This is a genomic window from Halomonas sp. R57-5, from assembly GCF_900070345.1.
Lineage (GTDB): Bacteria > Pseudomonadota > Gammaproteobacteria > Pseudomonadales > Halomonadaceae > Vreelandella > Vreelandella ventosae_B.
In genome coordinates this window covers 4,675,054-4,697,712 of record NZ_LN813019.1, presented here as the reverse complement: position 1 = coordinate 4,697,712, position 22,659 = coordinate 4,675,054, and the positions used below count along the sequence as shown (strand labels likewise).

18 protein-coding genes and 1 tRNA gene are annotated in these 22,659 nt (G+C 57.2%); 12 read left to right on the top strand and 7 right to left on the bottom strand.

Annotation, left to right across the window (positions count from 1 at the left end; genetic code table 11):
- Nucleotides 1–15: 15 nt before the first annotated feature.
- From HALO_RS21415 to HALO_RS21385, 7 genes are all read left to right on the top strand, one after another.
- Nucleotides 16–1,545: an ABC transporter substrate-binding protein gene (locus tag HALO_RS21415; protein ID WP_035582803.1), complete on the top strand. Its 1,530-nt coding sequence runs from the start codon at nucleotides 16–18 to the stop codon at nucleotides 1,543–1,545.
- 97 nt (nucleotides 1,546–1,642) lie between these two features.
- Nucleotides 1,643–2,566, top strand: coding sequence for an ABC transporter permease (locus HALO_RS21410; RefSeq protein ID WP_035582805.1), 924 nt, complete (start codon nucleotides 1,643–1,645; stop codon nucleotides 2,564–2,566).
- 2 nt (nucleotides 2,567–2,568) lie between these two features.
- Nucleotides 2,569–3,423 (top strand): ABC transporter permease, encoded by an 855-nt coding sequence (locus HALO_RS21405; protein WP_035582806.1) that lies wholly within the window; start codon nucleotides 2,569–2,571, stop codon nucleotides 3,421–3,423.
- The gene (locus HALO_RS21400) at nucleotides 3,420–5,189 is read left to right on the top strand and encodes a peptidase M14 (protein ID WP_035582808.1); all 1,770 of its coding nucleotides are present in this window, start codon (nucleotides 3,420–3,422) and stop codon (nucleotides 5,187–5,189) included. The genes HALO_RS21405 and HALO_RS21400 overlap by 4 nt, the downstream gene beginning before the upstream one ends.
- A gap of 41 nt (nucleotides 5,190–5,230) precedes the next feature.
- Nucleotides 5,231–6,916 carry a VRR-NUC domain-containing protein gene (locus HALO_RS21395; protein WP_050714000.1) on the top strand — a complete coding sequence of 562 codons (1,686 nt, stop codon included), beginning with the start codon at nucleotides 5,231–5,233 and terminating at the stop codon, nucleotides 6,914–6,916.
- Entirely contained in the window at nucleotides 6,913–9,207 is a 2,295-nt protein-coding gene (locus HALO_RS21390; RefSeq protein WP_050713999.1) for an ATP-dependent DNA helicase, read from the top strand. The genes HALO_RS21395 and HALO_RS21390 overlap by 4 nt, the downstream gene beginning before the upstream one ends.
- A gap of 21 nt (nucleotides 9,208–9,228) precedes the next feature.
- Entirely contained in the window at nucleotides 9,229–10,011 is a 783-nt protein-coding gene (locus tag HALO_RS21385) for a sulfite exporter TauE/SafE family protein (RefSeq protein WP_035582815.1), read from the top strand.
- A 17-nt stretch (nucleotides 10,012–10,028) separates the two neighbouring features.
- On the opposite strand, the gene HALO_RS21380 is transcribed toward HALO_RS21385, so the two are convergent.
- From HALO_RS21380 to HALO_RS21360, 4 genes are all read right to left on the bottom strand, one after another.
- Nucleotides 10,029–11,243: an MFS transporter gene (locus HALO_RS21380; protein WP_231896766.1), complete on the bottom strand. Its 1,215-nt coding sequence runs from the start codon at nucleotides 11,241–11,243 to the stop codon at nucleotides 10,029–10,031.
- 282 nt (nucleotides 11,244–11,525) lie between these two features.
- Nucleotides 11,526–12,668 (bottom strand): mandelate racemase/muconate lactonizing enzyme family protein, encoded by a 1,143-nt coding sequence (locus HALO_RS21370; protein ID WP_035582817.1) that lies wholly within the window; start codon nucleotides 12,666–12,668, stop codon nucleotides 11,526–11,528.
- Complete coding sequence (locus HALO_RS21365) at nucleotides 12,665–13,864, bottom strand: iron-containing alcohol dehydrogenase (RefSeq protein ID WP_035582819.1); 1,200 nt, start codon at nucleotides 13,862–13,864, stop codon at nucleotides 12,665–12,667. The genes HALO_RS21370 and HALO_RS21365 overlap by 4 nt, the downstream gene beginning before the upstream one ends.
- Before the next feature lie 5 nt (nucleotides 13,865–13,869).
- Nucleotides 13,870–15,363: an aldehyde dehydrogenase gene (locus tag HALO_RS21360; RefSeq protein WP_050713998.1), complete on the bottom strand. Its 1,494-nt coding sequence runs from the start codon at nucleotides 15,361–15,363 to the stop codon at nucleotides 13,870–13,872.
- Between the two features lie 183 nt (nucleotides 15,364–15,546).
- On the opposite strand from HALO_RS21360, the gene HALO_RS21355 reads away from it, so the two are divergent.
- A complete protein-coding gene (locus HALO_RS21355) occupies nucleotides 15,547–16,452 on the top strand; it encodes a LysR substrate-binding domain-containing protein (RefSeq protein ID WP_035582824.1) in 906 nt (301 codons plus the stop codon).
- A gap of 26 nt (nucleotides 16,453–16,478) precedes the next feature.
- Here HALO_RS21355 and HALO_RS21350 read toward each other — a convergent pair whose 3' ends face one another.
- Nucleotides 16,479–17,393: a LysR substrate-binding domain-containing protein gene (locus HALO_RS21350; protein WP_231896765.1), complete on the bottom strand. Its 915-nt coding sequence runs from the start codon at nucleotides 17,391–17,393 to the stop codon at nucleotides 16,479–16,481.
- Between the two features lie 98 nt (nucleotides 17,394–17,491).
- Between HALO_RS21350 and HALO_RS21345 the strand changes: the two genes are divergently transcribed.
- The 3 genes from HALO_RS21345 to HALO_RS21335 all read left to right on the top strand — a co-directional run bounded on the left by HALO_RS21345 (nucleotide 17,492) and on the right by HALO_RS21335 (nucleotide 20,663).
- Entirely contained in the window at nucleotides 17,492–18,382 is an 891-nt protein-coding gene (locus HALO_RS21345) for a HalD/BesD family halogenase (RefSeq protein ID WP_035582826.1), read from the top strand.
- 37 nt (nucleotides 18,383–18,419) lie between these two features.
- Nucleotides 18,420–19,673 carry a M24 family metallopeptidase gene (locus HALO_RS21340; protein WP_050713997.1) on the top strand — a complete coding sequence of 418 codons (1,254 nt, stop codon included), beginning with the start codon at nucleotides 18,420–18,422 and terminating at the stop codon, nucleotides 19,671–19,673.
- Nucleotides 19,674–19,793: 120 nt separating this feature from the next.
- Nucleotides 19,794–20,663 (top strand): glycine betaine ABC transporter substrate-binding protein, encoded by an 870-nt coding sequence (locus HALO_RS21335; RefSeq protein ID WP_035582828.1) that lies wholly within the window; start codon nucleotides 19,794–19,796, stop codon nucleotides 20,661–20,663.
- A gap of 148 nt (nucleotides 20,664–20,811) precedes the next feature.
- Here HALO_RS21335 and HALO_RS21330 read toward each other — a convergent pair.
- Together HALO_RS21330 and ispB are read right to left on the bottom strand one after the other, a co-directional pair.
- Nucleotides 20,812–20,888, bottom strand: a tRNA-Pro gene (locus HALO_RS21330).
- A gap of 102 nt (nucleotides 20,889–20,990) precedes the next feature.
- Entirely contained in the window at nucleotides 20,991–21,995 is a 1,005-nt protein-coding gene (gene ispB / locus HALO_RS21325) for an octaprenyl diphosphate synthase (RefSeq protein ID WP_035582830.1), read from the bottom strand.
- Nucleotides 21,996–22,334: 339 nt separating this feature from the next.
- Here ispB and rplU point away from each other — a divergent pair, with 339 nt between their 5' ends.
- Nucleotides 22,335–22,646 (top strand): 50S ribosomal protein L21, encoded by a 312-nt coding sequence (rplU, locus tag HALO_RS21320; RefSeq protein ID WP_035582831.1) that lies wholly within the window; start codon nucleotides 22,335–22,337, stop codon nucleotides 22,644–22,646.
- Nucleotides 22,647–22,659 lie beyond the last annotated feature (13 nt).

Sequence of the window (22,659 nt, the reverse complement as noted above, 5' to 3'; positions counted from 1 at the left end):
AACAGGAGTAATCCCATGAAGAAAAACAAACGCGTTCTCAATGGCGCAATCGCAGGAATAGCACTGAGCGTTGCCTTCTCTGCCTCCGCTCAAGCAGGTTCACTAACGGTTGCTTCGCCGCAAGATCCCGGTAGCTGGGATCCAATCGACACTTTTTTGGTGAATTGGGCCTCGGTTGCCACCAATATTTTCGATGGTTTGACTTATCGAGGCCCTGATTTAGATCTAGTGCCCGGTCTAGCAACCGAGTGGGAGGAACTGGATGATGGTACCCGTATCCGTTTCACTCTGCGTGAAGGCGTCACCTTCCATAATGGCGAGCCCTTCAATGCTGAAGCGGTAAAGTTTACCTTTGATCGCTTATTAGGTGAGGAAGGGGGGCAGGGGCCCCAGCGCTCTAACTACACGGCGATTGAAAGCGTGGAAGTCATCGATGATTATACAGTCGACTTCCACCTGAATGAGCCCGACCCAGTACTGCTCACTAAGCTAGCAGGCTACGGGGCGATGATTGTGCCACCGGAGTACCTGACCGAGCATGGTGATGAGCACTTCAATACCCATCCGGTAGGCACCGGCCCTTTCAAAGTAGTGGAATATAATCCTCGCGAAGACGTTCAGCTTGAGGCCTTTGCTGACCACTGGGGCGGCGCGCCGAAACTTGACGAAGTGACTTACCGCTTTATCTCTGAGCCATCCACCGCCGTGGCTGAGCTACAGGCTGGGCGAGTAGATATCGTCATTCCGCCGACGATTCCTATTGGCATGATCGACACCATCAATAACCATGACGGGGCCAGCATCGTCAGCGTGGCTTCGCCGACGGTGGAAGCGATTCGCTTCAACACCCAATCAGGTATTACCGCCGATGAACGCGTGCGTAAAGCCATGATTATGGCCGTGGATCGCCAGGCGATTATCGACTCCATCCTGGCTGGCGAGGGCGAAATGATCGCCAGCTTCCAGGGCGCTCAGTCCTTCGGTAACGACCCTGATATGGAGCCCCTGCCGTATGATCCGCAGCAGGCTCGCGAACTGCTGGATGAAGCGGGCGTCGAGCAAGGCGCCACGGTACAGATTGATGTTCGCGGTAACGACGCCACCTTTGGTGAGGTGGCCCAGGTGGTGGCGTCTTATCTACAAGGGGTGGGGATTACCGCTTCGATCCAACCTTACGAGACCAATGTGCTACTTAACGACATTATTCCGGCAGGCCGCACAGGTGAGATGTTCCAGCAGAAATGGGGCGGCTGGACCTTTGACTTCGACAATACTGCTTACCTGATGTACCACACTGGCGAACGCTGGAATCCTTATGACAGCGACGCTGAGTTAGATGAAATGCTCGAAGCCCAGCGCAGCATTACTGATCAGGCAGAGCGTGAAGAACTGCTCCAGGCTATCGCCCAGTATACTCAGGATCGCGCCTTGGAAATGCCGCTCTATAGCATCAATGCACTGTATGGCGTGCGCGACCGGGTGCAGAATTTTGAGCCCGCCCCAGATAACCGTATGCGTTTGACCGACGTCGATGTTACTGACTGATTGTGACCAATACCGGCCGTTCGAGAGAGCGGTCGGTAGGTGTTACGACAGACTCTTATTATCACGGCGATATGGACTTTAGTGCGCAGAGGTTATAGTGGCAAAATTTCTTCTCTACCGAATACTGCAGGCCATCTTTGTGGTCATCGCCGTAACGCTGATTGTCTCTTTTGCGATTCGGTTAACCGGCGACCCAGCGGTGATGCTAGCTCAAGGTGCGGGCAGTATCACCGAGGCGGATCTGGAAAGGATTCGTGAAGCGCTGGGCTTGAATCAATCTTTCCTGGCCCAGTACATAGGCTTCCTGCAAGGTCTAGTAGTGGGTGATTTTGGTCGCAGTTTTATGGGCGGTACACCTGTCAGCGACCTAATTGGACGGGCCTTACCCGCCACTTTGGCGCTAGCTTTCGCTTCGCTATTTGTCTCTATCGTGGTGTCGATACCGCTAGGTATTAAGGCGGCAGTATCGCGAGGCAGGTGGCCCGACCAGATGATTAGAATTTTCTCACTGCTTGGGCTCTCTTTTCCCAACTTTTGGCTAGCCATCATGCTGGTGCTACTGCTTTCCATCACCTTCAATCTGCTGCCGCCCAGTGGCATGGAAGGCTTCTCCAGCTTCATTATGCCCGCCGCGACCATGGGGATCATCCTAACCGCGACCAACGTGCGCCTAGTACGCACCACCATGCTGGATACTCTTCGATCCCAGTACATTATGGTGGCGCGGGCAAAAGGTCTTTCCAACAATGTGGTGCTCTACAAGCACGCGCTGCGTAACTGCTCTATCCCACTGATTACGTATTTTGGTTTGCAGTTCGGTGGCCTGCTGGGCGGTATTGTCGTTGTCGAGCGAGTGTTCAACTGGCCGGGGCTTGGCACCTTGGCCTTTGAAGCCGTGTCAGCCCGGGACTATCCGGTCTTGCAGGGCGTTATCACCGTGCTCTCGTTAATGATCATCTCTATCAACCTTCTCGTTGATATCGCTTATGGCTTGGTCGACCCCAGGGTGCGTAAGGAATAACCATGACGGCAGCTATCAAAACCGACAAATTGAAACGCTTTAAGAACCTGGAGTTTATTCTCGGTGTGCTGCTCGTCGGGGGGATTGGCTTTGCCGTGATCTTCTCCGGCTGGCTATTCCCCGGCGGTGGCTCAGAGCTAAATCTAGCCTATCGGTTAACGCCGCCGTTGGTGGAGCCTGGCTTTCCCTTAGGCACGGATCCGTTAGGTAGGGATGTGCTGGCGCGGGTGATTATTGGTGGAGAAATCTCGCTAAAAGTCGGGGTCTATTCAGCCCTTGGTGCCGTGGTGATCGGTATCATTATGGGCTTGGTGTCCGGCTACTACGGCGGGTTTCTGGATATGATCGTGATGCGCTTTGCCGATGTGCAGCTTGCGCTGCCCTTTATCCTGCTGGCGATTACCTTTATCGCCGTGATTGGTGGCGGGCTGACCAATATGATTATTCTGCTGATTATCTCCCAGTGGGTGCAGTATGCCCGCTTGGTGCGTGGCTCGGTGCTCTCCTTACGCGACCGCGAATTTATCCTCGCGGCCAAAGCGATCGGAGTAAAAGATATCCGCATTCTGTTTCAGCATCTGCTGCCGAATTTGATCGGCCCGGTGATCGTGCTGATGACGCTCAATGTGGCCAACAATATTCTGCTGGAGAGTAGCCTTACCTTCTTGGGGCTTGGCGTCGATCCAGTGATTCCCAGTTGGGGCGGCATGCTGGCAGAAGGGCGCACTTACCTGCAAACGGCGTGGTGGGTTAGCGTATTTCCTGGTGTGGCCATTTTGTTAACCGTGTTAGGGCTGAATCTGCTCGGTGACTGGTTGCGCGACGCCCTGGATCCCACTGGACGTACTTCCCTATGACCAACGGTGCTCAAATTGAGGCGTTGCTAGAGTGCTCTTTCCCGCGCACCACGCGCAGTTTGCTGGATGAGTACGCGACACCTGCCTATCAAGGCTACCAGTTGGAGGCGTGGGTTTTCGATGACGAGGCCGAACGCCACGCGACCGAAATGGCGTTTAAGGCCGCTGGCATTAACGCGTGCCTGCGCAGTGCCTATAAGCCCTTGGTGCATTTCTTTTTAGAGGAATTCTCCTGGGAGTCGCTGCAATCACTGGTGATTGAGTACCCAGTGTTAGCGCCCGCACCGCGCCGCTTTCTGCTAGAAGCCTACCCGCTGGCAGCGCTGGTGCCAGAAGATGTCACCCTGAGGTGGGAGGGAGTAGAACCCATCGCGATCACTTTCCCTCTCCAATACCGTGTTCGTGTGGAGCGAAGCACCGGGGAGCTGGAAACGTATGCTGTTGAAGCGCCTAATCGCCAACACCTAGACCATGTAGATGAGGCACAGTGCTCACCCTGCGGTTGGCTTCGGCTGACCTCTCCTCAGGGCGAGATCAGCGAGACAATTGTTGAGACCGACGTTGAGGCGCTGTTTCAAGCGGCCATGGCGACGTTAGCCTCAGCCCAGTGGCAGGCAGCATCGCCTTACTTCGAAGAACTTAACTTCACCGTGCATTTGCCGAGCAGTGACCGCCGCTTAGCCTGGGATGATGAACATATCAGCCTTGCCGAAGCGCTCCATGAAGAACTCTATTTTTCTAGCCTGGAGTATTTCCAGCGACGCGCAGGGTTGGCGCTGGGGGATCGTTCAATTCAGCCGGGGCAGATTGTGCCGGAAGTCTTCACCCAAGGAGAGCGCGCCTATTTGAAAGTAAGCATGCGGTCTTTGGATGCTTCCCAACCGCAGCGTGATCTAGTCGAGTTGGACACCGCGCAGCAGGCCATCGGCGTTACGCAAATAGGGCAGTTATTGGCAGAACTGGGGGGGCAAGCATTCCGAAGCAATACGCGAGCAGGACGGTCAGTAGGCGCACGTTATATCGTCGGGAGTGACCGCGCCGTCATGGTTAGTGCGGGCCAACATGCCAACGAAACTTCCGGTGTGGTGGGGGCTTTGCGCGCAGCCCAAGCACTTAGCCGCCAGCCAGACGCACACTTTGTTATTTCGCCGCTAGAGAACCCTGATGGCTACGCGTTGCAGGGCAGGCTAATCGCCACCCAGCCGCGTCATATGCATCACGCGGCGCGCTACACCGCGTTTGGCAATGACCTGCAGAGCCAACCCCTGGGCCAGTCTTTTGAACACGCTATTCGTGAGCAGGCATTCGCCCTGAGTCATGCAGGACTGCATATCAATCTGCACGGCTACCCCGCCCATGAGTGGACACGGCCGTTAAGCGGTTACGTACCCCGGGGCTTCGAAATGTGGACGATTCCCAAAGGTTTCTTTTTGATTCTGCGTCATCAACCAGGCTGGGAAGCCGCGGCAGAGCAGCTAGCTGGAGCCGTTACCCACGAACTGGCTAAAGTGCCTGAGTTAGTCGAATTTAATAACACGCAAATTGCACTATTTGAGACCCATGCGGGCGCGTTAACCTTCCCGGTGCTGAATGGCTTCCCCTATCTAATTTCGCAAGATGCTGACCAGTTAACGCCGCTGATGCTGATTACCGAATACCCTGACGAAACACTCTCTGGTGACGCCTTCATACAGGCGCATACGGCGCAAATGGCCACCGTCGTGGCAGCCTATAACGCCTTTCAGACGCTGGCGCTACCTGGTTAATCTCAATGACGGGATCGTGCGAGCACTGTTACAATGGATAAATGAACAGTGCTTTCGCGACGTCTACCGCCTCCCTTGATGACCCCTTCTATTACCTAACGAACTTTCGCTTCGTTTTGGCCTGGGTGGGGGAGCGCCACGCTGACCTGCTTTCGGCGGACGAGCGTGAATTCCTCAATCAATTCGATAACTTGCCGCGCGCTTCCCAGGCGCTGCTGGTGCGCATGGTGATGCGCAAAGGCGAGCTGTTCCGGCTTGGCAAACTTAGCTATACCGAGGTCGGTGACAGCGGCGATGCGATGGCGCCCTTGATGACGCTGGGTTGGGTCGATAATGCGCCCGCGCTGAGTATCGATGAGCTGTTTAACCAGCTGCGCCTCGCCGAGTTGCGCCAGATATTGGCGGAAGAGATACGCGCCGCTGGGCTTAGCGTATCGAGTTCCAAAACCGTGCTCTACGCCACGCTGGTTAGCCGCTTAACGCAAGCCGCGCCGCTGCAGACCTGGTGGCCCGAGGCACCTGACCGGGTGGTGCGCCTCACCGTGATGAATATCTGCGACCGTTTGCGTCTGATGTTCTTTGGCAATCTGAGGCAGGACTGGGCGGAATTTGTGCTGACTGAMCTTGGCCTGCAGCGGTTTGAGGTGGTGCCGTTCACGCCGCAGTCCCGCGCCTTTCAAACGCGCCAGGAAGTGGATACCTACTTAGCGCTCCATCATTTGCGCCAACGCCTCGATGAGGGCGAATCGCCCGTTGACCTGCACCGTGAAGTGCCGCCGCCCTCGGATAACCGCTGGTTGGCCACCCGGCGCGCACGGTTACTGCTACAGCTGGGCCGTGAGGCGGAGCGCAGCGGTGATTCAGCGCTCGCGCTGGCGCTGTATGGCGATGCTGGGAGTAGCGAAGCGCGCATTCGGCAGCTGCGACTGCTGGAGCGCTTGGGCGAGCATCAAACAGCTTATGAGTTGGCTGCCCAGGCGCTCGATAGCAGCCCCACTGAAACCGAGCACCAGGCGTTGACGCGGATTCTGCCCCGCTTGCGGCGACGGCTTAAATTGCCTGCGGTGGCGAGTGACCCCGAGCCGGCCCATGTGCGTTGGGATCTCTCTCTGCCAGGGCCACAAAGCGTCGAGCGGGCGGTGGTTGCAGCCCTTAGCGAACCCCAGGCGCCGGTCTGCTATGTGGAAAACAGCCTGATCACCGGGCTGTTTGGCCTACTCTGCTGGCCAGCGATATTTGCGCCGTTGCCCGGCGCCTTCTTTCATCCTTTCCATAACGGCCCGGCGGATTTATACCGCGACGATTTCGTCGCGCGGCGGCGTGATGCCTTTGATGGCTGTTTAGCGCGCCTGGAAGACGGCAGTTACCGGGAGGTGATTCGAGCGGCCTGGCGGGAGAAGCAGGGTCTTGCCTCCCCCTTTGTCCACTGGCCAATTGTCGATGAGCCGCTGGTTGAGCTGGCGTTTGAGTGTATCCCCGCTGAGCATTTACGGGCCTGTTTTGAGCGGCTGCTGGGGGATCTAAAAGCCAACCGGGCTGGGCTGCCGGATCTTATTCAGTTGTTGCCCGATGCACCCGCGGGCACGCCACGCTACCGGATGATCGAAGTCAAAGGCCCCGGCGATCGACTGCAGGATAATCAACGCCGCTGGCTGGCTTTTTTTCACCAACAGGCTATGCCCGTTGCGGTTTGCTATGTGCGCTGGCAACCAGAAGAGGCCAAATGAGCCGTTATCGCTTGGCAGTGCGGGCGCTGTGCGATTTCACCGCTCGTGAAGGCGACCTTGATCACCGCTTTACCCCTGCCCCCAGTGCTCAGGAGGGCATACAAGGGCATACGTTGGTGGCTAGCCGCCGCGGGGCAGGCTATCTTGCTGAGCTGCCACTCTCTGGCAGCTATGAAGGAGGCCGTTTTGAAGGGCTAAGGGTCTCGGGCCGTGCCGATGGTTTTGACCCATCGGCCAATCGCCTGGAAGAGGTGAAAACCCACCGCGGCAGCTTGGAGCGCATGGCGGATAACCAGCGCGCGCTTCACTGGGCGCAGGTAAAGGTATATGGCGCGCTGCTGTGTGCCGAGCGTGGCTTGGAATGTATTACCTTAGCGCTGGTGTATCTGGAGATTKCTAGCGGTAAAGAGACCGTGCTTAGCCAAGAGGCCTCTGCGGCCGAGTTGCAGGCGTTCTTTACCGACCAGTGCCAACGCTTTCTGGCTTGGGCGGAGCAGGAGGCCGAGCATCGCCAACGCCGCGACAGTCAACTGCAAACGCTACGCTTCCCGCACGCCACGTTCCGCCCCGGCCAACGTGAGCTCGCTGAAGACGTTTATAAAGCCACCAGCACTGGCCGCTGCCTGCTCGCCCAGGCACCCACGGGCATTGGCAAAACCGTGGCGACGCTGTTCCCCATGCTCTCAGCCATGCCGCGCCAGCAGCTCGATCGCATCGCCTTTCTGACCATGAAAACCCCCGGCCGCCGTTTGGCGCTGGATGCTTTGGCCGCGTTGAACTCTGAAGCACAGCCGCTGCGGGTGTTGGAGCTTGTGGCGCGGGACAAAGCCTGCGAATACCCGGACCGCGCCTGCCATGGCGAATCATGCCCATTGGCAGCAGGTTTCTATGACCGCCTGCCTGCCGCCCGCCAAGCGGCAGTAGAGCAGGCGTGGCTTGATCGCCAGGCGCTGCGCGAGGTGGCGCTGGCCCATGACGTGTGCCCGTATTATTTAGGCCAGGAGCTTTCGCGTTGGGCGGACGTAATCGTCGGCGACGTTAACCACTGGTTCGATAGCCACGCGCTGCTGCACGGTCTGGCCCAGGCCAACGACTGGCGAGCAGGCGTGCTGGTCGATGAAGCCCATAACCTGGTGGAGCGTGCGCGGGGCATGTACAGCGCTGAGCTTGATCAGCAGCGTTTCAATCGGGTGCGCCGCTCTGCCCCAACATCGCTCTCCCGCCCTTTGAATCGTTTAGCTAGGCAGTGGCAGGCCGTTATTAAAGAGGCAGGGTTGGAGGAGGCAGGTGAGCCGGGTAAGCCAGGCTATCGGCTGATCACGACGCTGCCCGATAAGCTGGTGGCCGCCGCTCAGCAGGTGGGCGCGTCGATTACCGATCATTTGGGTGAACACCCAGAGGATGCGACGCTTGAGCTCCAGGAACTGCTGTTTGAAGCGCTGGCTTTTTGCCGCTTGGCGGAGCGCTTTGGCGAACACTCGCTATGCGACCTTACCCGTCATGGTCGTGGCCGGGCGGTGCTGGGTCTCCGCAATCTGATACCCGCCGATTTTCTGGCCGCGCGATTTAACGCCGCGCACTCTGTGGTGCTGTTCTCGGCAACGCTAACGCCCGCTCACTACTACCGGGATCTGCTCGGTTTGCCGGACAATACGGTCTGGCGCGAAGTGGCCTCGCCGTTTGCCGCCCGCCAGCTTGAGGTGCGTATACGGCGCGATATTTCCACCCGTTTCCGTGATCGGGATGCCTCCATTGAGCCCATCGTAGCGACCATGGTTCAGCAGTATCAGCGCAGGCCGGGCCACTACTTGGCGTTCTTCAGCAGCTTTGCTTACCTTGCGGCAGCGCTGGCGCGGTTTCGCGAAGCGCACCCAGACGTGCCCGTGTTCAGCCAAACCCGCGGGATGCCGGAGGCGCATCGCGAGGCGTTTCTGGCGCGCTTTACCCCCGGTGGCAAAGGCATTGGCTTTGCAGTTCTGGGCGGCGCTTTTGCGGAAGGCATCGACTTGCCCGGCGACCGGCTAATCGGCGCCTTTATTGCCACCCTGGGCCTGCCGCCGTTTAACGACTTCAACGAAGCGCTTAAGGCACGTTTAAGCGCGCGCTTTGGCCAGGGCGACGACTACACCTACCGCATTCCTGGCATGATCAAAGTGGTGCAGGCGGCGGGGCGGGTGATTCGCAGTCCAGAAGATGAAGGGGTTGTGGTATTAATGGATGATCGTTTCGCACAATCTAATGTACGTGCGCTACTACCTTCCTGGTGGACGGTGGACACTCTTACTCAATAACGACGATGGTTAGGCGAGCCAATGACGGATTTACTCTGGTACCAGTACGCGCTGATCGGGCTGATTTTTGCCTGGAGCGGCTTTGTGAGGACGAGCCTGGGCTTTGGTGGTGCCGTGCTGGCGTTGCCCTTCCTGCTCTTGGTGACCAATCAGCCATTGGTTTTCCTGCCGATTATCGCCATTCACCTGCTGATTTTCTCTAGCTGGATTGCTTGGAACGGGCATCGGCAGTTGCAGAAACAGGGGGCAGGAGGCTCCTCGTCGCAGAGTAATATCGATTGGGGCTATCTAACCAAAGCCTTAAAAATCATGATTATCCCCAAGCTAATTGGGGTGGTGGGGCTGTTAACGCTGCCTGCGCAGGTCATGACCAGCATCATTTTCGGCATTGTATTCATCTATGCCATTGGCTATGTGCTCAACAAACCGTTCAAAAGTAAAAACAAATACGTGGACTACGTGCTGCTGGCGCTAGGCGGCTATGTCAGCGGTACCTCACTGATTGGCGCGCCGCTGATTGTGGCGGTGTTTGCCACGCACGTCGCCAAAGAGCAGCTGCGGGATACCATGTTTGTGCTGTGGTTTATCCTGGTGGTGATCAAAATGGTGTCGTTCTTGATTGCGGGCGTCGACCTTCAACTGATTCACCAGCTTTGGCTGCTGCCCTGCGCTTTCATTGGTCATTTAGTCGGCGAGAGAGCCCACCGCTATATGTTAAAAGCGGATACCGGGCTGTTCTTTCGTGTGCTGGGCGCGGTGTTGATTGTGGTCAGCGTGGTGGGGTTGATCCACCCACCCGGGTAGCCAGTTGCCGCCGCCGTCTATAGCTGGCTGTCGGCCTGTAGCGTCGTTTTACTTAAAATAGTCAGCGTGATGGCGAACAGGCAGCAGAGCACTGCCATGGCAATAAAGACGCTGCGCAGTGAATCAAGCCAAATCATCCCAGAGGCGACCACCACTGGAGATATAAATTGGCCGAAAAAGAAGGTTGAGGTAAATCCGCCAAATACCCGGCCACGTACCCTCTGTGGTGTGATGCGCATCAGCCATGTGGTGGTGTTGGGCATAAAGGCGCCAAGGCCCAAGCCCGAGATTGCCGCGCCCACTATGGCCATGGCATAGCTCTGGGTAAACCCAACGATCAAAAAGCCTGCGGCCGCCAGCAGGAAGCCTAAAACGTAGATGGTCATTACCGATAGAAACGGTTTGTAGTAGCCGTAGCAAAACGCCACGATACTGGCCGTTAGGGCTGCCATGGAAAGCGCAATGCCAATCGCCATGCCGCTGACTTGGCCCTGCTGAGAAAGCAAAAAGGGCAGTTGGGCGGGGAACATATAAAACATGGTCATGCTGAGCATGGCGATGAGGTAAGCAAGGCCCGTGCGTCCGATATCCACCTTCACCGGCGCATCGTGGGTATCATGGCTAGCGCTATCGCTGGCTTTGGGCTCTTGAAGAATCGCCCAGGCATAGGGCAGTAGCAGCACGCCAGTCAGGTAGAGTAAAAACGGCCCCCGCCAGCTCCAGTCAGAAAGTATTCCGCCAAGATTAATAAAAATAACCCCGCCCAAAGCCATACAGCTACTTTGTAGCCCTAAAAAGCGGGCGCGTTCGGCGCTATCGAAATAATCCCCTACCAACGTGGTGCTGATACTCAGAATACCGGCTACCGCAATACCCATCAGTGCGCGGGAGCTTAATAGCAGATCCACGCGATCAATGAAAAAGCCCGCGACCCCCGCAAAACCGTAGATGCCCAGCATCATCAGCAGCAATTTCTTGCGTCCAAACCGGTCAGCAAGATAGCCCATCAGTGGACTGAACAGCGTAATCATCAGCGCAGGCAGGGTCAGAATCAGCTGGATCACTACCTGGGGCTGGTCGGGAAAATGGCGGCTGATACCCGGCAGTGCAGGCGCGATAATTGCCCCCGACATCACGGTCATGGTGCTGGCAAACAGCAGTACGGCCTTAATATGTGTTAATTGGCTAATGGTCTTGTCCATATCAAGAGAAGGAGGGAGAGTGAAAAGCATAAACACATATCGTAGCATGTTTGTTAGCATGCTAGTTTGTTTTGCACTCTTTCACTGAGCCATTTTTGACTAGCTTTGCACAGTCACAAACGGTTATGCCGCGTTAGTCGCGGCATAATGAGATAGATGCTGGCAGGTAAAAGGCAAGTGAGCCATCAATAAATCACGTTGCGGCGGCGATTGAGCACCTCCGACACACGGCCACTACTGCTGATGTAAGGCTCTAAATCACGCAGGGTCAATCCTTGCTGTTCTATGCAGAATTTAATGGCTCAATGATGGCTATTGCCAAGTTGCTTGGTCAGCGCGGGTGGCCGCCAGGCGTGCTTCATCAAGTGTGATGCCCAGGCCAGGCTCATCAGAGAGTGCCAGCCAGCCCTCTGCGTCGGGCTTGATAGCGGTCGTCAGCGGAAAGTCGCGCACCTCAGGTGTCCATTCCGGCGGATCGAAGGGGTACTCCAGATAAGGACAGCCTGTTGGGCCAACCGCTCCAGCGGTGAGATGCAGATTGGCGGCAAGACCAATGCCATTGCCCCAAGTATGCGGCGTGAACCATTTGCCCGCTGTGGTGACCTCTTTCGCCAGACGCGATAGGCCGAGAAGGCCTATTGAGCACACTGCGTCCGGTTGATAGACGTCGAGACACTGCTGTCGCAGCATTTCGCGGAATTCATAGGGTTCGCGGGTCATCTCGCCACCGGCGATTTTCAGKCGCTCGCCGGTCAGGTCGTTGAGGGCGCGCATGCCGGGGTAGTCCCCGCGATAGAGCGGCTCCTCCATCCAAAGCACATTATGGCGAATCAACTCCTCAGCCACCTCGCTTGCCTTGGCCAAATCCCAGGGTGCCTGGGTATCCCACGGCATCCGCCAGCCCTGGTTGCAGTCGACCATCAGATCCAATTCTTGTCCCACGGCATCACGCACAGCGGTGAGTACGGCCAGATCATCGTCGAGCCGCTGGCGACCAAAGCGTAGTTTCAGGGCGGGGATGCCCGCGTCGCGAACCTGCTCGGCGAGGGCGACGACCTGCTCGGTAGGGCGATGGGTGCCGCTGGAGGCGTAAGCCTTTAGGCGTGACGAGGTGCCGCCCAACAATTGCCATAATGGTTGGGCCTTGATCTTGCCGATCAAGTCCCAGAGGGCAACTTCCAATGGCCAGCAGCGCCCGGCATGAAAACCGATGTTGTCAATGACTGCGCTGTGACGCTCGATGGCTAAGGGGTCCTGACCAATAAAAAGCGACCGGAAGTCGTTGAAGCCATACATGGCATCACCCGAGCCGATGCCCTCACGGCCTTCGCTGTCGATCACGCGAACGATGGCAGCCGGAAACTTGCGCCTGGGTTGGCTATCCCAGGCTGCTGGGAAAGGTGGGTCGAGTTCGCACTGGTGCTGGCTGATCTCGATGCGCTCGATCACGTTCATGCGCTGACCTCCCTGTTCTGGGTGGCAAGCTCGGCGACGCGACGAACGAACACGGTCACAGTGGCTTCAGCGAGCCATTGCCAGTCATCGCCAGTGGGACGGCGAGCAGCGTTGCGGGCCATGGGCGCGTTCTCTTCTTTTTGCATGGTCAAGGCTAGCGCCTCAGCGTTTAGCGTCAGCTCAGCGAAGGGGGCAAGGGCTTGATTAAAATCGGCCTGATCAGCGAGCTCACGGAATAGCCTGGGCAAGTCTTGGGCTTTGCTGCCGGCTTTCAGGGCATGGGCTGCTGGCGTGAAGCGTGCTTCATTACCTGTCACTGACCAAGCCAATGACGCTTCCAGAGCCAGCGTTACGGCAACACCGTGCGGTAAGTGGTAACAGCTACCCAGGGCATGGCCGATGTTGTGTGCGATGCCGGTGCCACCATTATCGATGGCCTGGCCCGCTAGGCAAGCAGCCTCCTGCATGCGCTGGCGGGCCTCCAGATCATGCGGGGTAGCCACTGCAATGGGCAGCGCCTCGCCTACCTGGCGGATGGCCTGCAGCGCCGGGGCCTCAATAAACGCGTGTCGCCCCTGGCCGGTAGTGGCCTCCAGCGCGTGGACGAAGGCATCTAGGCCGGTGGTGGCGGTGAGTGGAGAGGGCAGTTCACGCGTTAATGCCGGGTCGAGGAGGACGGCGTCGGGTAACAGCTCGTCGCCCCAGGCCCAAAGCTTGCGCCCCTGCGTATCGGTGAGGATCGACGTGCGCGTAACTTCGGAGCCGGTGCCCGAGGTAGTTGGCACCATCACGGCGGGTACACGCCCTGCCCARGGGGTCACGGCCAGCAGGTAGTTCTCCATGTCACCAGGGCTTTCTGCTAGGGCTGCGACTAGCTTGGCGATGTCTAACGCGGTGCCGCCGCCCAGCCCTATTACCAAGGGGCGGCCGGTCAGGGCACGTACCGCCGCTGCGGCCGCATCGGTGCTAGCCACGCTGGGTTCGCCCGCCGGTGCCAGGAAGGTATCTACCTCGGCATCAACCGCCAGATCGTCGACCAGTGCATCGACTAGGCCAGTCGCGGCAAGACCTTGATCACTGATGACCATATAACGGCTGGCGCCCAGGCGGCAGCGAAGCTCGGGTAGCTGCTTAAGACTGTCAGGCCCCGCTATGATCTGTGTCTGACGTCCGGTGTGAAAATGGTTCAGGGGCATAGGGCTCAAATCTCGATCCAGGTGGTCTTGAGTTCTGTGTACTTATCAAAGGCGTGGAGCGATTTGTCGCGGCCCTGGCCGGATTGCTTATAGCCACCAAACGGCGCATTGATCGATGTGTGGTCGTAACAGTTGACCCAAACGGTGCCTGCTCGAAGCGCGCGGGCGGCGCGGTGGCCGTCGCGGAGTCGATCAGTCCAGATCGCCGCGCCTAGGCCATAGTCAGTGTCATTGGCGATGGTCAGCGCCTCATCCAGATCGTCTACGGTAATCACCACCAGAACGGGCCCGAATATTTCCTCGCGCGCCACCCGCATATCGTTGGTGACATCGTCGAGTACTGCCGGGGTCAGGTAGTACCCGCCGCTCTCGCTGCGTACCTGCTCGCCGCCGAACAGGAGTCGTGCCCCTTCGCGCTGGCCCTGCTCGAGATATCCTTGCACCTTTTCCATATGTGCCTGTTCAATCATCGCCCCCATCTGGACGGCTGGGTCGAGTGGGTCACCGGGCTGTAGTGCCTCGGCCCAATCGCGAAGTTTGGTAAGCAGCGCTTCCTTGACCGCTCGATCGACGATCAAGCGGGTTCCCGCGTGGCAGGTCTCGCCCTGGTTGTACCAGACACCATAGGCGACCGACATGGCGATGGTGTCCAGGTCTTCCACATCGCGTGTGACGATGTGGGGGCTCTTGCCACCGCACTCCAGACCGATGCGCTTCATATTGGAGTGCGCGGAATACTCAAGAAAGGCTTTTCCGACCTCAGTGGAGCCGGTAAAACCGACAGCATCGACGCCGTCATGCAGGCCCAATGCCTTACCCGCTATGTGGCCCAGGCCTGTGACCACCTGAAAGGCGCCCGCGGGAATGCCAGCCCCTTGGGCAAGCTCGGCCACCTTGAGCGTTGCCAGGCTGGACTGCTCCGCGGGCTTGAGTATCACCGAGTTGCCAGCGCCCAGTGCCGGGCCGATCTTCCAACTCGCGATAATCAACGGGTAGTTCCAGGGCACCACGGCGGCGACCACGCCCATCGGCTCACGGTCAACCATGCAGACGCTGCTTGCCCCGTTAGGTGCCGTCTCGCCGTAAAGCTTGTCGAGTGACTCGGCATACCAGCGCAGCCCTCCGACCAGGCCGGGCACATCCACGGTTGTGGTCTGGCCAATCGGCTTGCCGGTTTCCAAGGTCTCAAGTAACGCAATATCGTCCAGCTGTGCCTCAATGGCATCCGCCCAGGCAAGCATGCGCGATTTGCGCTCGGKGGGCGCCAAGTCTCGCCATTCACCACTCTCGAAACTGCGGCGAGCACTGGTGACAGCGAGGTCGACGTCGGCAGCGTCGCAAGCCGCCACATCGGTGAGCACTTGACCAGTGGCAGGATTCTCTGCAGAAAAGGTAGCGCCGCTGCGAGCCGGGACGAATTGTCCGTCGATATAGGCCAGTTGGGGCAGCGGGAGCGTGCTCGCACGTTTCTGCCAGTCGGCGTGGGAACGGTCCGTCATCAAATAACCTCGGCGGTGAGTTGGCATGTCGTCGTGATATTAGGCGCTCAGGTGTGGCCCCACAAACGAGGAAAGTGAACTCCGGGTATTCTAATAACTCATGCAAGGCTGGTATTAGGCAGGCAATTACTGACATTATCTGCTTAGTTTCTGCGAAAAAATCACCCAATGAGGCCCTGGCGCATGTCACGCACTTTACCTCCACTCAATTCTCTCAAGGCCTTCGAGGCAGCCGCCGAGTGTGCGAGTTTTACCCTGGCGGCGCAGCGGCTCTGTGTGACCCAGAGCGCGGTTAGCCGTCAGGTAAAGTTACTGGAGGAGCAGTTGGGGGTGCCGCTATTTCAACGTGGTTCGGGCCACCTGCGATTGACCGACGCGGGGCGGCGGTTGCAGCCAGTGCTGCGCCAGTCCTTTGATCGCATTGCCTGGACCGTAAGAGGGCTGCAAGAGCCAGATGCTGTCCCCCACCTGCGTCTGAATGCGCCGCCTACCTTTGCCAATCGATGGTTAATCCCGCGACTGGGGCGCTTGAAATCATTGCACCCTGATCTGGAGCTGTCCCTGACAACGCGTGCCGATGATGACCTTGTAGGAGACGAAAACCTGGATGCAGCGATTCGTTTTGGAACCGGTGAATGGTCGGATGCCGAGCTTGTGCACTTGATGCAAGAAAGTCATATCGCCGTCTGCGCACCCAAGCTCAGAGGGTCTATGCGTCGTGATGCGCTCGACCTCAATCACCAGGTGCTGCTTCATGTTCTTTGGGGCGAAGATCGCTTTCATACCTGGGATCATTGGCTGTCAGCGGCCGGGATCGAAGGCGTGAAGACCAGCGGTGGTATCGCGTTTGATCTACTGGAATTGGCGATTCATGCTGCCGTCAACGCGGTAGGGGTGACCATCGCTGACCGGCACATGGTTACTCGTGAGCTGGATAGAGGGGAGCTCGTATCATGGCTTGATGTCGAGGTCACTGGGCATCGCTCTTACTGGTTGGCAACCCGGCCGCATCAAGTGGAGTCGGCCAACCTCAAGCTTTTCCGCCAATGGCTGGCGCAGGAGATCGAAGATCCGCCTGTCGGTTTATAAGCAGTTACGGGCAGGTGACCGCAGGGCTATGAGGCGTCGTGGAGGCTGTTATCGGAGAGAAGTTGTTCACGCAGTAGGTCGACGAGCGTATCACCCGCGGGATGCTGGAAACTCGGCGATTTTCGAACCGCCAGCTCGGCAGGGGGCAACGCTGGGAACCCGTCTGCTTCATCAAGGATGCGCCAGTTCTCGGGCATGGCGCGTCGATCAGTGACCGTGACGGCCTTGCCCTGATTAACGGCAACGCGCAGCCCGGTGGGGCTTTGGGTCGTATACTCCAGCGACCATTGTCTGCCTAGGCGCGTAAGGGCTTCCAGGGCGCGCTCTCGATAAGGGCAGTGGTCAGGGAAAAGCGCCAGTGCAAGCGGCGCATTGGGGGCGACACAATAATCTTGATGCGCTGCCCAAACCACTTCCTCATGACCCATTGATACCCCATGCCGTTGGCTCTTGTGTTGAATGGTCAGTACGAGATCAAGCTCTCCCGCTTCCAAAGACTCGATGAGCTCACTCGACATGCGGCAATGAATATGCGGCCGAATGCGAGGATGTAGCTCGGCAAGGCGCGCCAATAGTGCCGGTAGCCAGGCTTCGGCATAATTTTCTGGTAGGCTGAAACGAATGATGCCGTCGTGGTCGCCGTGACCAAGCACGCTCAACGCCTCGCGCTGCAATTGCAACAGGCGGCGGGCATAGACCAGAAACGTTTCTCCATCTTGAGTGAGTGTCAGTTGACGGCTCGTGCGCTGCAAGAGACGCGTGCCGAGCCGTTCTTCCAGGGTGCGTATGCGCAGACTAATGGTCGACTGCGTCTTATGCAGCTGGTTGGCGGCAGCGGTAAACCCATTGTTGTCCACCACGGCAACGAAAGCACTCAGCAGTTCATTGTCGAGCGACGGCGTGCGAGGCGAACTATCGGTATAGCCGATGGAATCGATCACAAGGAATTGTTTCCTCAATAGAGCTGGTTTATCCACTATGCCTCCAGATACGCCGAGGTGCCAAGCCCGGTTCATATTTCTTTCTGGAGGATAATCCAATGCTGAACGCTGATCAGTTGGCGGATGCTGAGCGCCTAGATTTGTCTGCCTTTGTCGATACCCAGCGCTATCCGCTCGATGACCCAGATAGCCCGCCGCTTATTGAGGTCATTGAGTCTGCACGGCGTGATCTTGACCGTGAGGGCTGTGCGGTGCTGCGAGGCTTTCTGCACCCGACTGTGCTTGAGCAAGCACGGACAGAGAGCGCGCGCATGGCCGAGAAAAGTTTCTTCAACACGCGCCAGGTCAACGCCTATTTTACGGCTGATGACCCCTCGCTACCGGATGATGACCCACGTCGGATATTCATGACACGCACCAGCGGTTTCGTCACTCGGGACATGATCACGGCGGATAGCCTGATTCATAGACTCTATGTCTCCAGGGCAATGAAGTCGCTGGTGGCACGCTGTCTTGGCGAAGAGCAAATTTATGAGTATGCCGACCCTTTCGCTGGCCTCGTGCTCAACGTACTGCCCGATGGTACTCAGCAGCCGTGGCACTACGACACCAACGAATTCATCGTCACCATGATGACGCAGCAGCCCGAAGCGGGCGGCGTTTTCGAGTATTGCCCGGGTATTCGTACACCGCAGGACGAAAACTATGCCGGTGTCAGCGCAGTGATTCGTGAGGATGATTCAGCACCGATAAAGCGTCTGGATCTGCGTCCAGGTGATTTACAGATTTTCAAAGGGCGCTTCAGTCTGCACCGCGTCTCAGAGGTGCAAGGTGATACGCCAAGACTGACGGCCATTTTCGCCTATTCGCAGCAGCCCGGCGTGGTCGGCAAGCTCGAACGCACACGCCAACTGTACGGGCGTGTCGCCGAACAGCATATCCAGGCTGAAGCCAGCGATGCCGAGCGTAATGACGGCCTGATCGACTGAGCACCCATCCCTGTAGCTTTACTGAAGAGGAGAGACCATGAAGATGGATCTCGATACCCTCGGTATACTTCCGCCGACTCATGAGCCTAGCGATTGCGAGCCGACGCACGCCGAGATTGAACAGGTACTGCTCGACCGTCTTGGCCGTGTTCGGCATGAACTCGTCAAACATGACCTGGCCGCGGTCGTGCTCTTTGACCCGGCACACGTACGTTATGCCACAGGCTCGCGCAACATGCAGGTCTATAGCTCGCGAAACCCGGCGCGCTATGCGTTCGTCCCCGCTGAAGGGCCAGTGGTGTTGTTCGAGTTTTCCGGCTGCGAGCACTTGGCCAAGCACCTACCTACGGTGGATGAGATTCGCCCGGCGAAGGCAATTTCCTATTACTTCAATGAGAAGAACACCGAGGCGGTGACCCGCGCCTGGGCGGACGAGATCATCGACCTTGTTCGTCAATGTGGCGGCGGCAAGCGTATCGGCATCGAAAGCGCCACGCCGGAAGCGGCATTCATGCTGCAGAGGAGCGGCTTAGAGGTATTGGATGCACAGGCGCCACTAGAGTTGGCACGCGCCATCAAGGTACCCAATGAGATCAAAATGATCCGTTCGTCTCTGCGTGCGGTGGAAGAGGGTGTACATAAGCTCGAAATGGCGATCAAGCCGGGCATGAGCGAGAACGCTGTGTGGTCACGGCTGCACCAGCACATCATCGAAACTGACGCTGACTTTGTTGAGACACGCTTGATGAACTCGGGGCCGCGCACCAATCCATGGTTCCAGGAGTGTTCAGACCGAATCATCCAAGATGGCGAACTGGTGGCGCTGGATACCGACGTGGTAGGGCGCTACGGGTATTATGCCGACTTCTCCCGCACTTTCCTGTGTGGTGATGGCCAGGCAAGCCAGGCACAGAAGGATCTCTACGCCATGGCCTACGAACAGATACGTACCAATATGCAAAACATCCGGCCCGGCATCAGTTTTAAGGAATACGCCGAGCGTGCCTGGCAACTGCCAGAAGCCTACAAGGCGCGCCGTTACTTCGCTTTGGCGCATGGCGTTGGCATGAATGGCGAGTATCCCTACATCGTTCATCGTGAGGATATCGACGACAAGGGCTACGACGGAATTATTGAGCCGGGAATGACGCTTTGCGTGGAGAGCTTTATCGGCCACGAAAAGGGTGGAGAGGGCGTCAAGTTGGAGGAGCAACTCTACGTACGCGACGACGGAAAAGTGGAGTTACTGTCCGATTATCCCTTCGATTCCAGGTTGCTGGGATATACCTAGTGAAAGGGTGCTACATTCTTTTTTCTCATGATAGCTATTCAGTAATGTCGATCGTTATTCGGTAATAACCTGCTACGATTGACTTTTTAGCATGGCTGAATTATTAGAAGGGAGCTTAATATGAATAAAATCTCATCATCGTTCTTGGTGGTAGGGCTGCTCGCAACGACAACTGCCGTTCAGGCGGACAATCACAAGTCATTGGTGATCGGTACCAATAATTGGGCCGAAAACATTGCAGTTGCCAACATGTGGAAGATCATCCTTGAAGAAGAGCATGGCTACGACATTGAACTTTCCGATGTCGGCAAGAGTGTGCTTTACAGTGGGTTAGCCAACGAGGATTTCGACCTTTCCCTGGAAATCTGGTTACCTACCACTGATGCCTCTTTCCTTGAGCCTCACAAGGATGCGATTGACGTGCACGATGTTTGGTACGAAGGCACTGGGCTGGGCCTGGTGGTGCCGAGCTACGTGGATATCGACACCATCCCTGAGCTTGGCGAAAACGCCGAGGCTTATGAGTACCAGGGTAGCCCGACTATTCTTGGTATTGACTCAGGTTCGGCAATTGCAGGCTCTACCGACGATGCGATAGACGTGTATGAATTGCCACTTAAGCAAATCAATAGCTCTGGGCCGGCGATGATGGCGGCGCTAGATGATGCTTATCAGCGCGAAGAGCCGATCGTCGTGACACTGTGGAGCCCGCATTGGGCTTTTGCTGAGTACGACCTCAAATATCTGGAGGATACTGAGGGCGTTTATGGCGAAAGTGACGATATTCACTGGTTCTCGCGCAAAGGTTTCGGTGACGATGATCCCTGGCTAACGTCCGTGCTCAATGATTGGTACATGGACGACGATACATTGGGCGGCCTGATGGCCGAAATCGAGCAAGCCGGTGACCCAGTAGAAGGTGCCCAGACTTGGATCGATGAGAATCGTGACTTGATTGATGGGTGGATAGCGGCTGGTGACGACGAATAATACTTTATTGACTACCTGAGTCAGCATAGCTGAGCTATGTTAGCAGTCGTTCGTTTTGGCGCGTGCTACCTATATGGAACCTAGTGTGCTGCCAACAAAAAACGGCCACTTGCTGAGTTAGCTAAGTGGCCGTTTTTTCTGAAATTTTTGGTCGGAATAGCAGGATTCGAACCTACGACCTCTGCCTCCCGAAGGCAGCGCTCTACCAAGCTGAGCTATATTCCGAATAGGTTGCTGAGGCTTAAGTGTTCGCTCTCAACAACGGAGGTGGATAATACTTAGCCAGAGGTATTTTTTCAAGTCCTCGGTGTCGTCAGGCCGCAATTTTTATGCTTGGCGATCAACCGCTAAGCGGGCTAGCTGGGCCATGCTGTCTCGGTAGGCGCTGGGCGGCAGGGCATCCAACTGCTGCAGGGCTTTATCGGCCATCTCTTCGGCCCGCTGGCGGGTGTAGTCGAGTGCGCCAGTGGCGTGGATGATTTCCAGTACGGCGTCGAGTTGCTCAAGCCCGCCATCGCGAATTACCTGGCGAATCAACTTGGCCTGCTCCGGCGTGCCTTGCTCCATAGCGTAGATCAGCGGGAGCGTGGGTTTGCCTTCGGCCAGGTCGTCGCCGACGTTTTTGCCCATGGCATCGGCGTCGCCCTGGTAATCCAACAGGTCGTCAATCAGCTGGAAGGCGAGACCCAGGTAGCGGCCGTAATACTGGAGCGCCTGCTCCTGTTCCGGTGTTGCTTCCGCCAACACGGCACCACTGTGGGAGGCCGCTTCAAATAATTTGGCGGTTTTACCCAAAATGGTCTCGAAGTAGTCCTCTTCGGAGATGCTGGGATTGCCGATGTTGGTCAACTGCAGCACTTCCCCTTCCGCGATGATGCAGGTGGCGCCGGAGAGAATCGCCATAATGCGCATGGAGCCTACATCGACCATCATCTGAAACGAGCGGGCATAAAGGAAGTCACCGACCAGTACCGAAGGCGCATTGCCCCAGGCGTCGTTGGCGGTTTTCTTGCCCCGGCGCATATGTGATTCATCCACCACATCATCGTGGAGCAGGGTGGAGGTGTGCATAAACTCAATCAGCGTGGCCAGCGGGATATGCTTGTCGCCGGTGTAATTGAGGGAACGGGCGGCGAGTAGCGCCAATAAAGGGCGCAAACGCTTGCCACCGCTTTCGGTGATGTACTGGCCGATGGTTTCGACCAGCGGTACTTTGGAGTTAAGCTGTTCGACAATCGTCCGGTTGACGGCTGCGAAATCATCGGCCACCACGGCGTGCAGCGGTGAAGGCGTTGGGCTGACGGGCTGGGCTGAGGAGACGTTAGCGGTCATGGGATTCGTTCATCGCGGCAGATGGAGGCGGTAAGTGTCGCCCGTAATTGTGGCCACGTAGTTGTGGTCATAGGTTGGGGCCATGCTATGGGGCTGCCTGTTGGGCGTCAAGATACGCACAGCGGTTACGGTATCGCATTCGTCATCATTGGCAATTGACATTTGTCGATAGTCTTGTGATAAGAGAAGATAGTCGTTATAATCCGCGACCCMCTCATCATGCTCCCTGTCAGATGGCTCCAAAAGGGGCGCCACTCGCAGCAGGTCGATAAGAGCGATTCCCGATGAGCGCTGTTTAACGGTTGAACAAACGGCACTAACGACAGTCCGGAGAGCGACATGTACGCAGTTATCAAAAGCGGTGGTAAGCAGTACCGCGTTCAAGAAGGTCAAACCCTCAAGCTTGAGAAAATCGAAGTCGCTACCGGCGAAACGATTGAGTTTGACGAAGTGCTGATGGTCGCAGACGGCGATGACTTCAACATCGGTGCGCCGATGCTCAGTGGTGCTAAAGTCTCTGCCGAAGTGGTTTCCCACGGACGTGGCGATAAAGTCACCATCATCAAGTTCCGTCGTCGTAAGCACCACATGAAGCGTCAGGGCCACCGCCAGTGGTTCACTGAAGTCAAAATTACCGGAATTTCTGCGTAAGCGGTCAATTCCC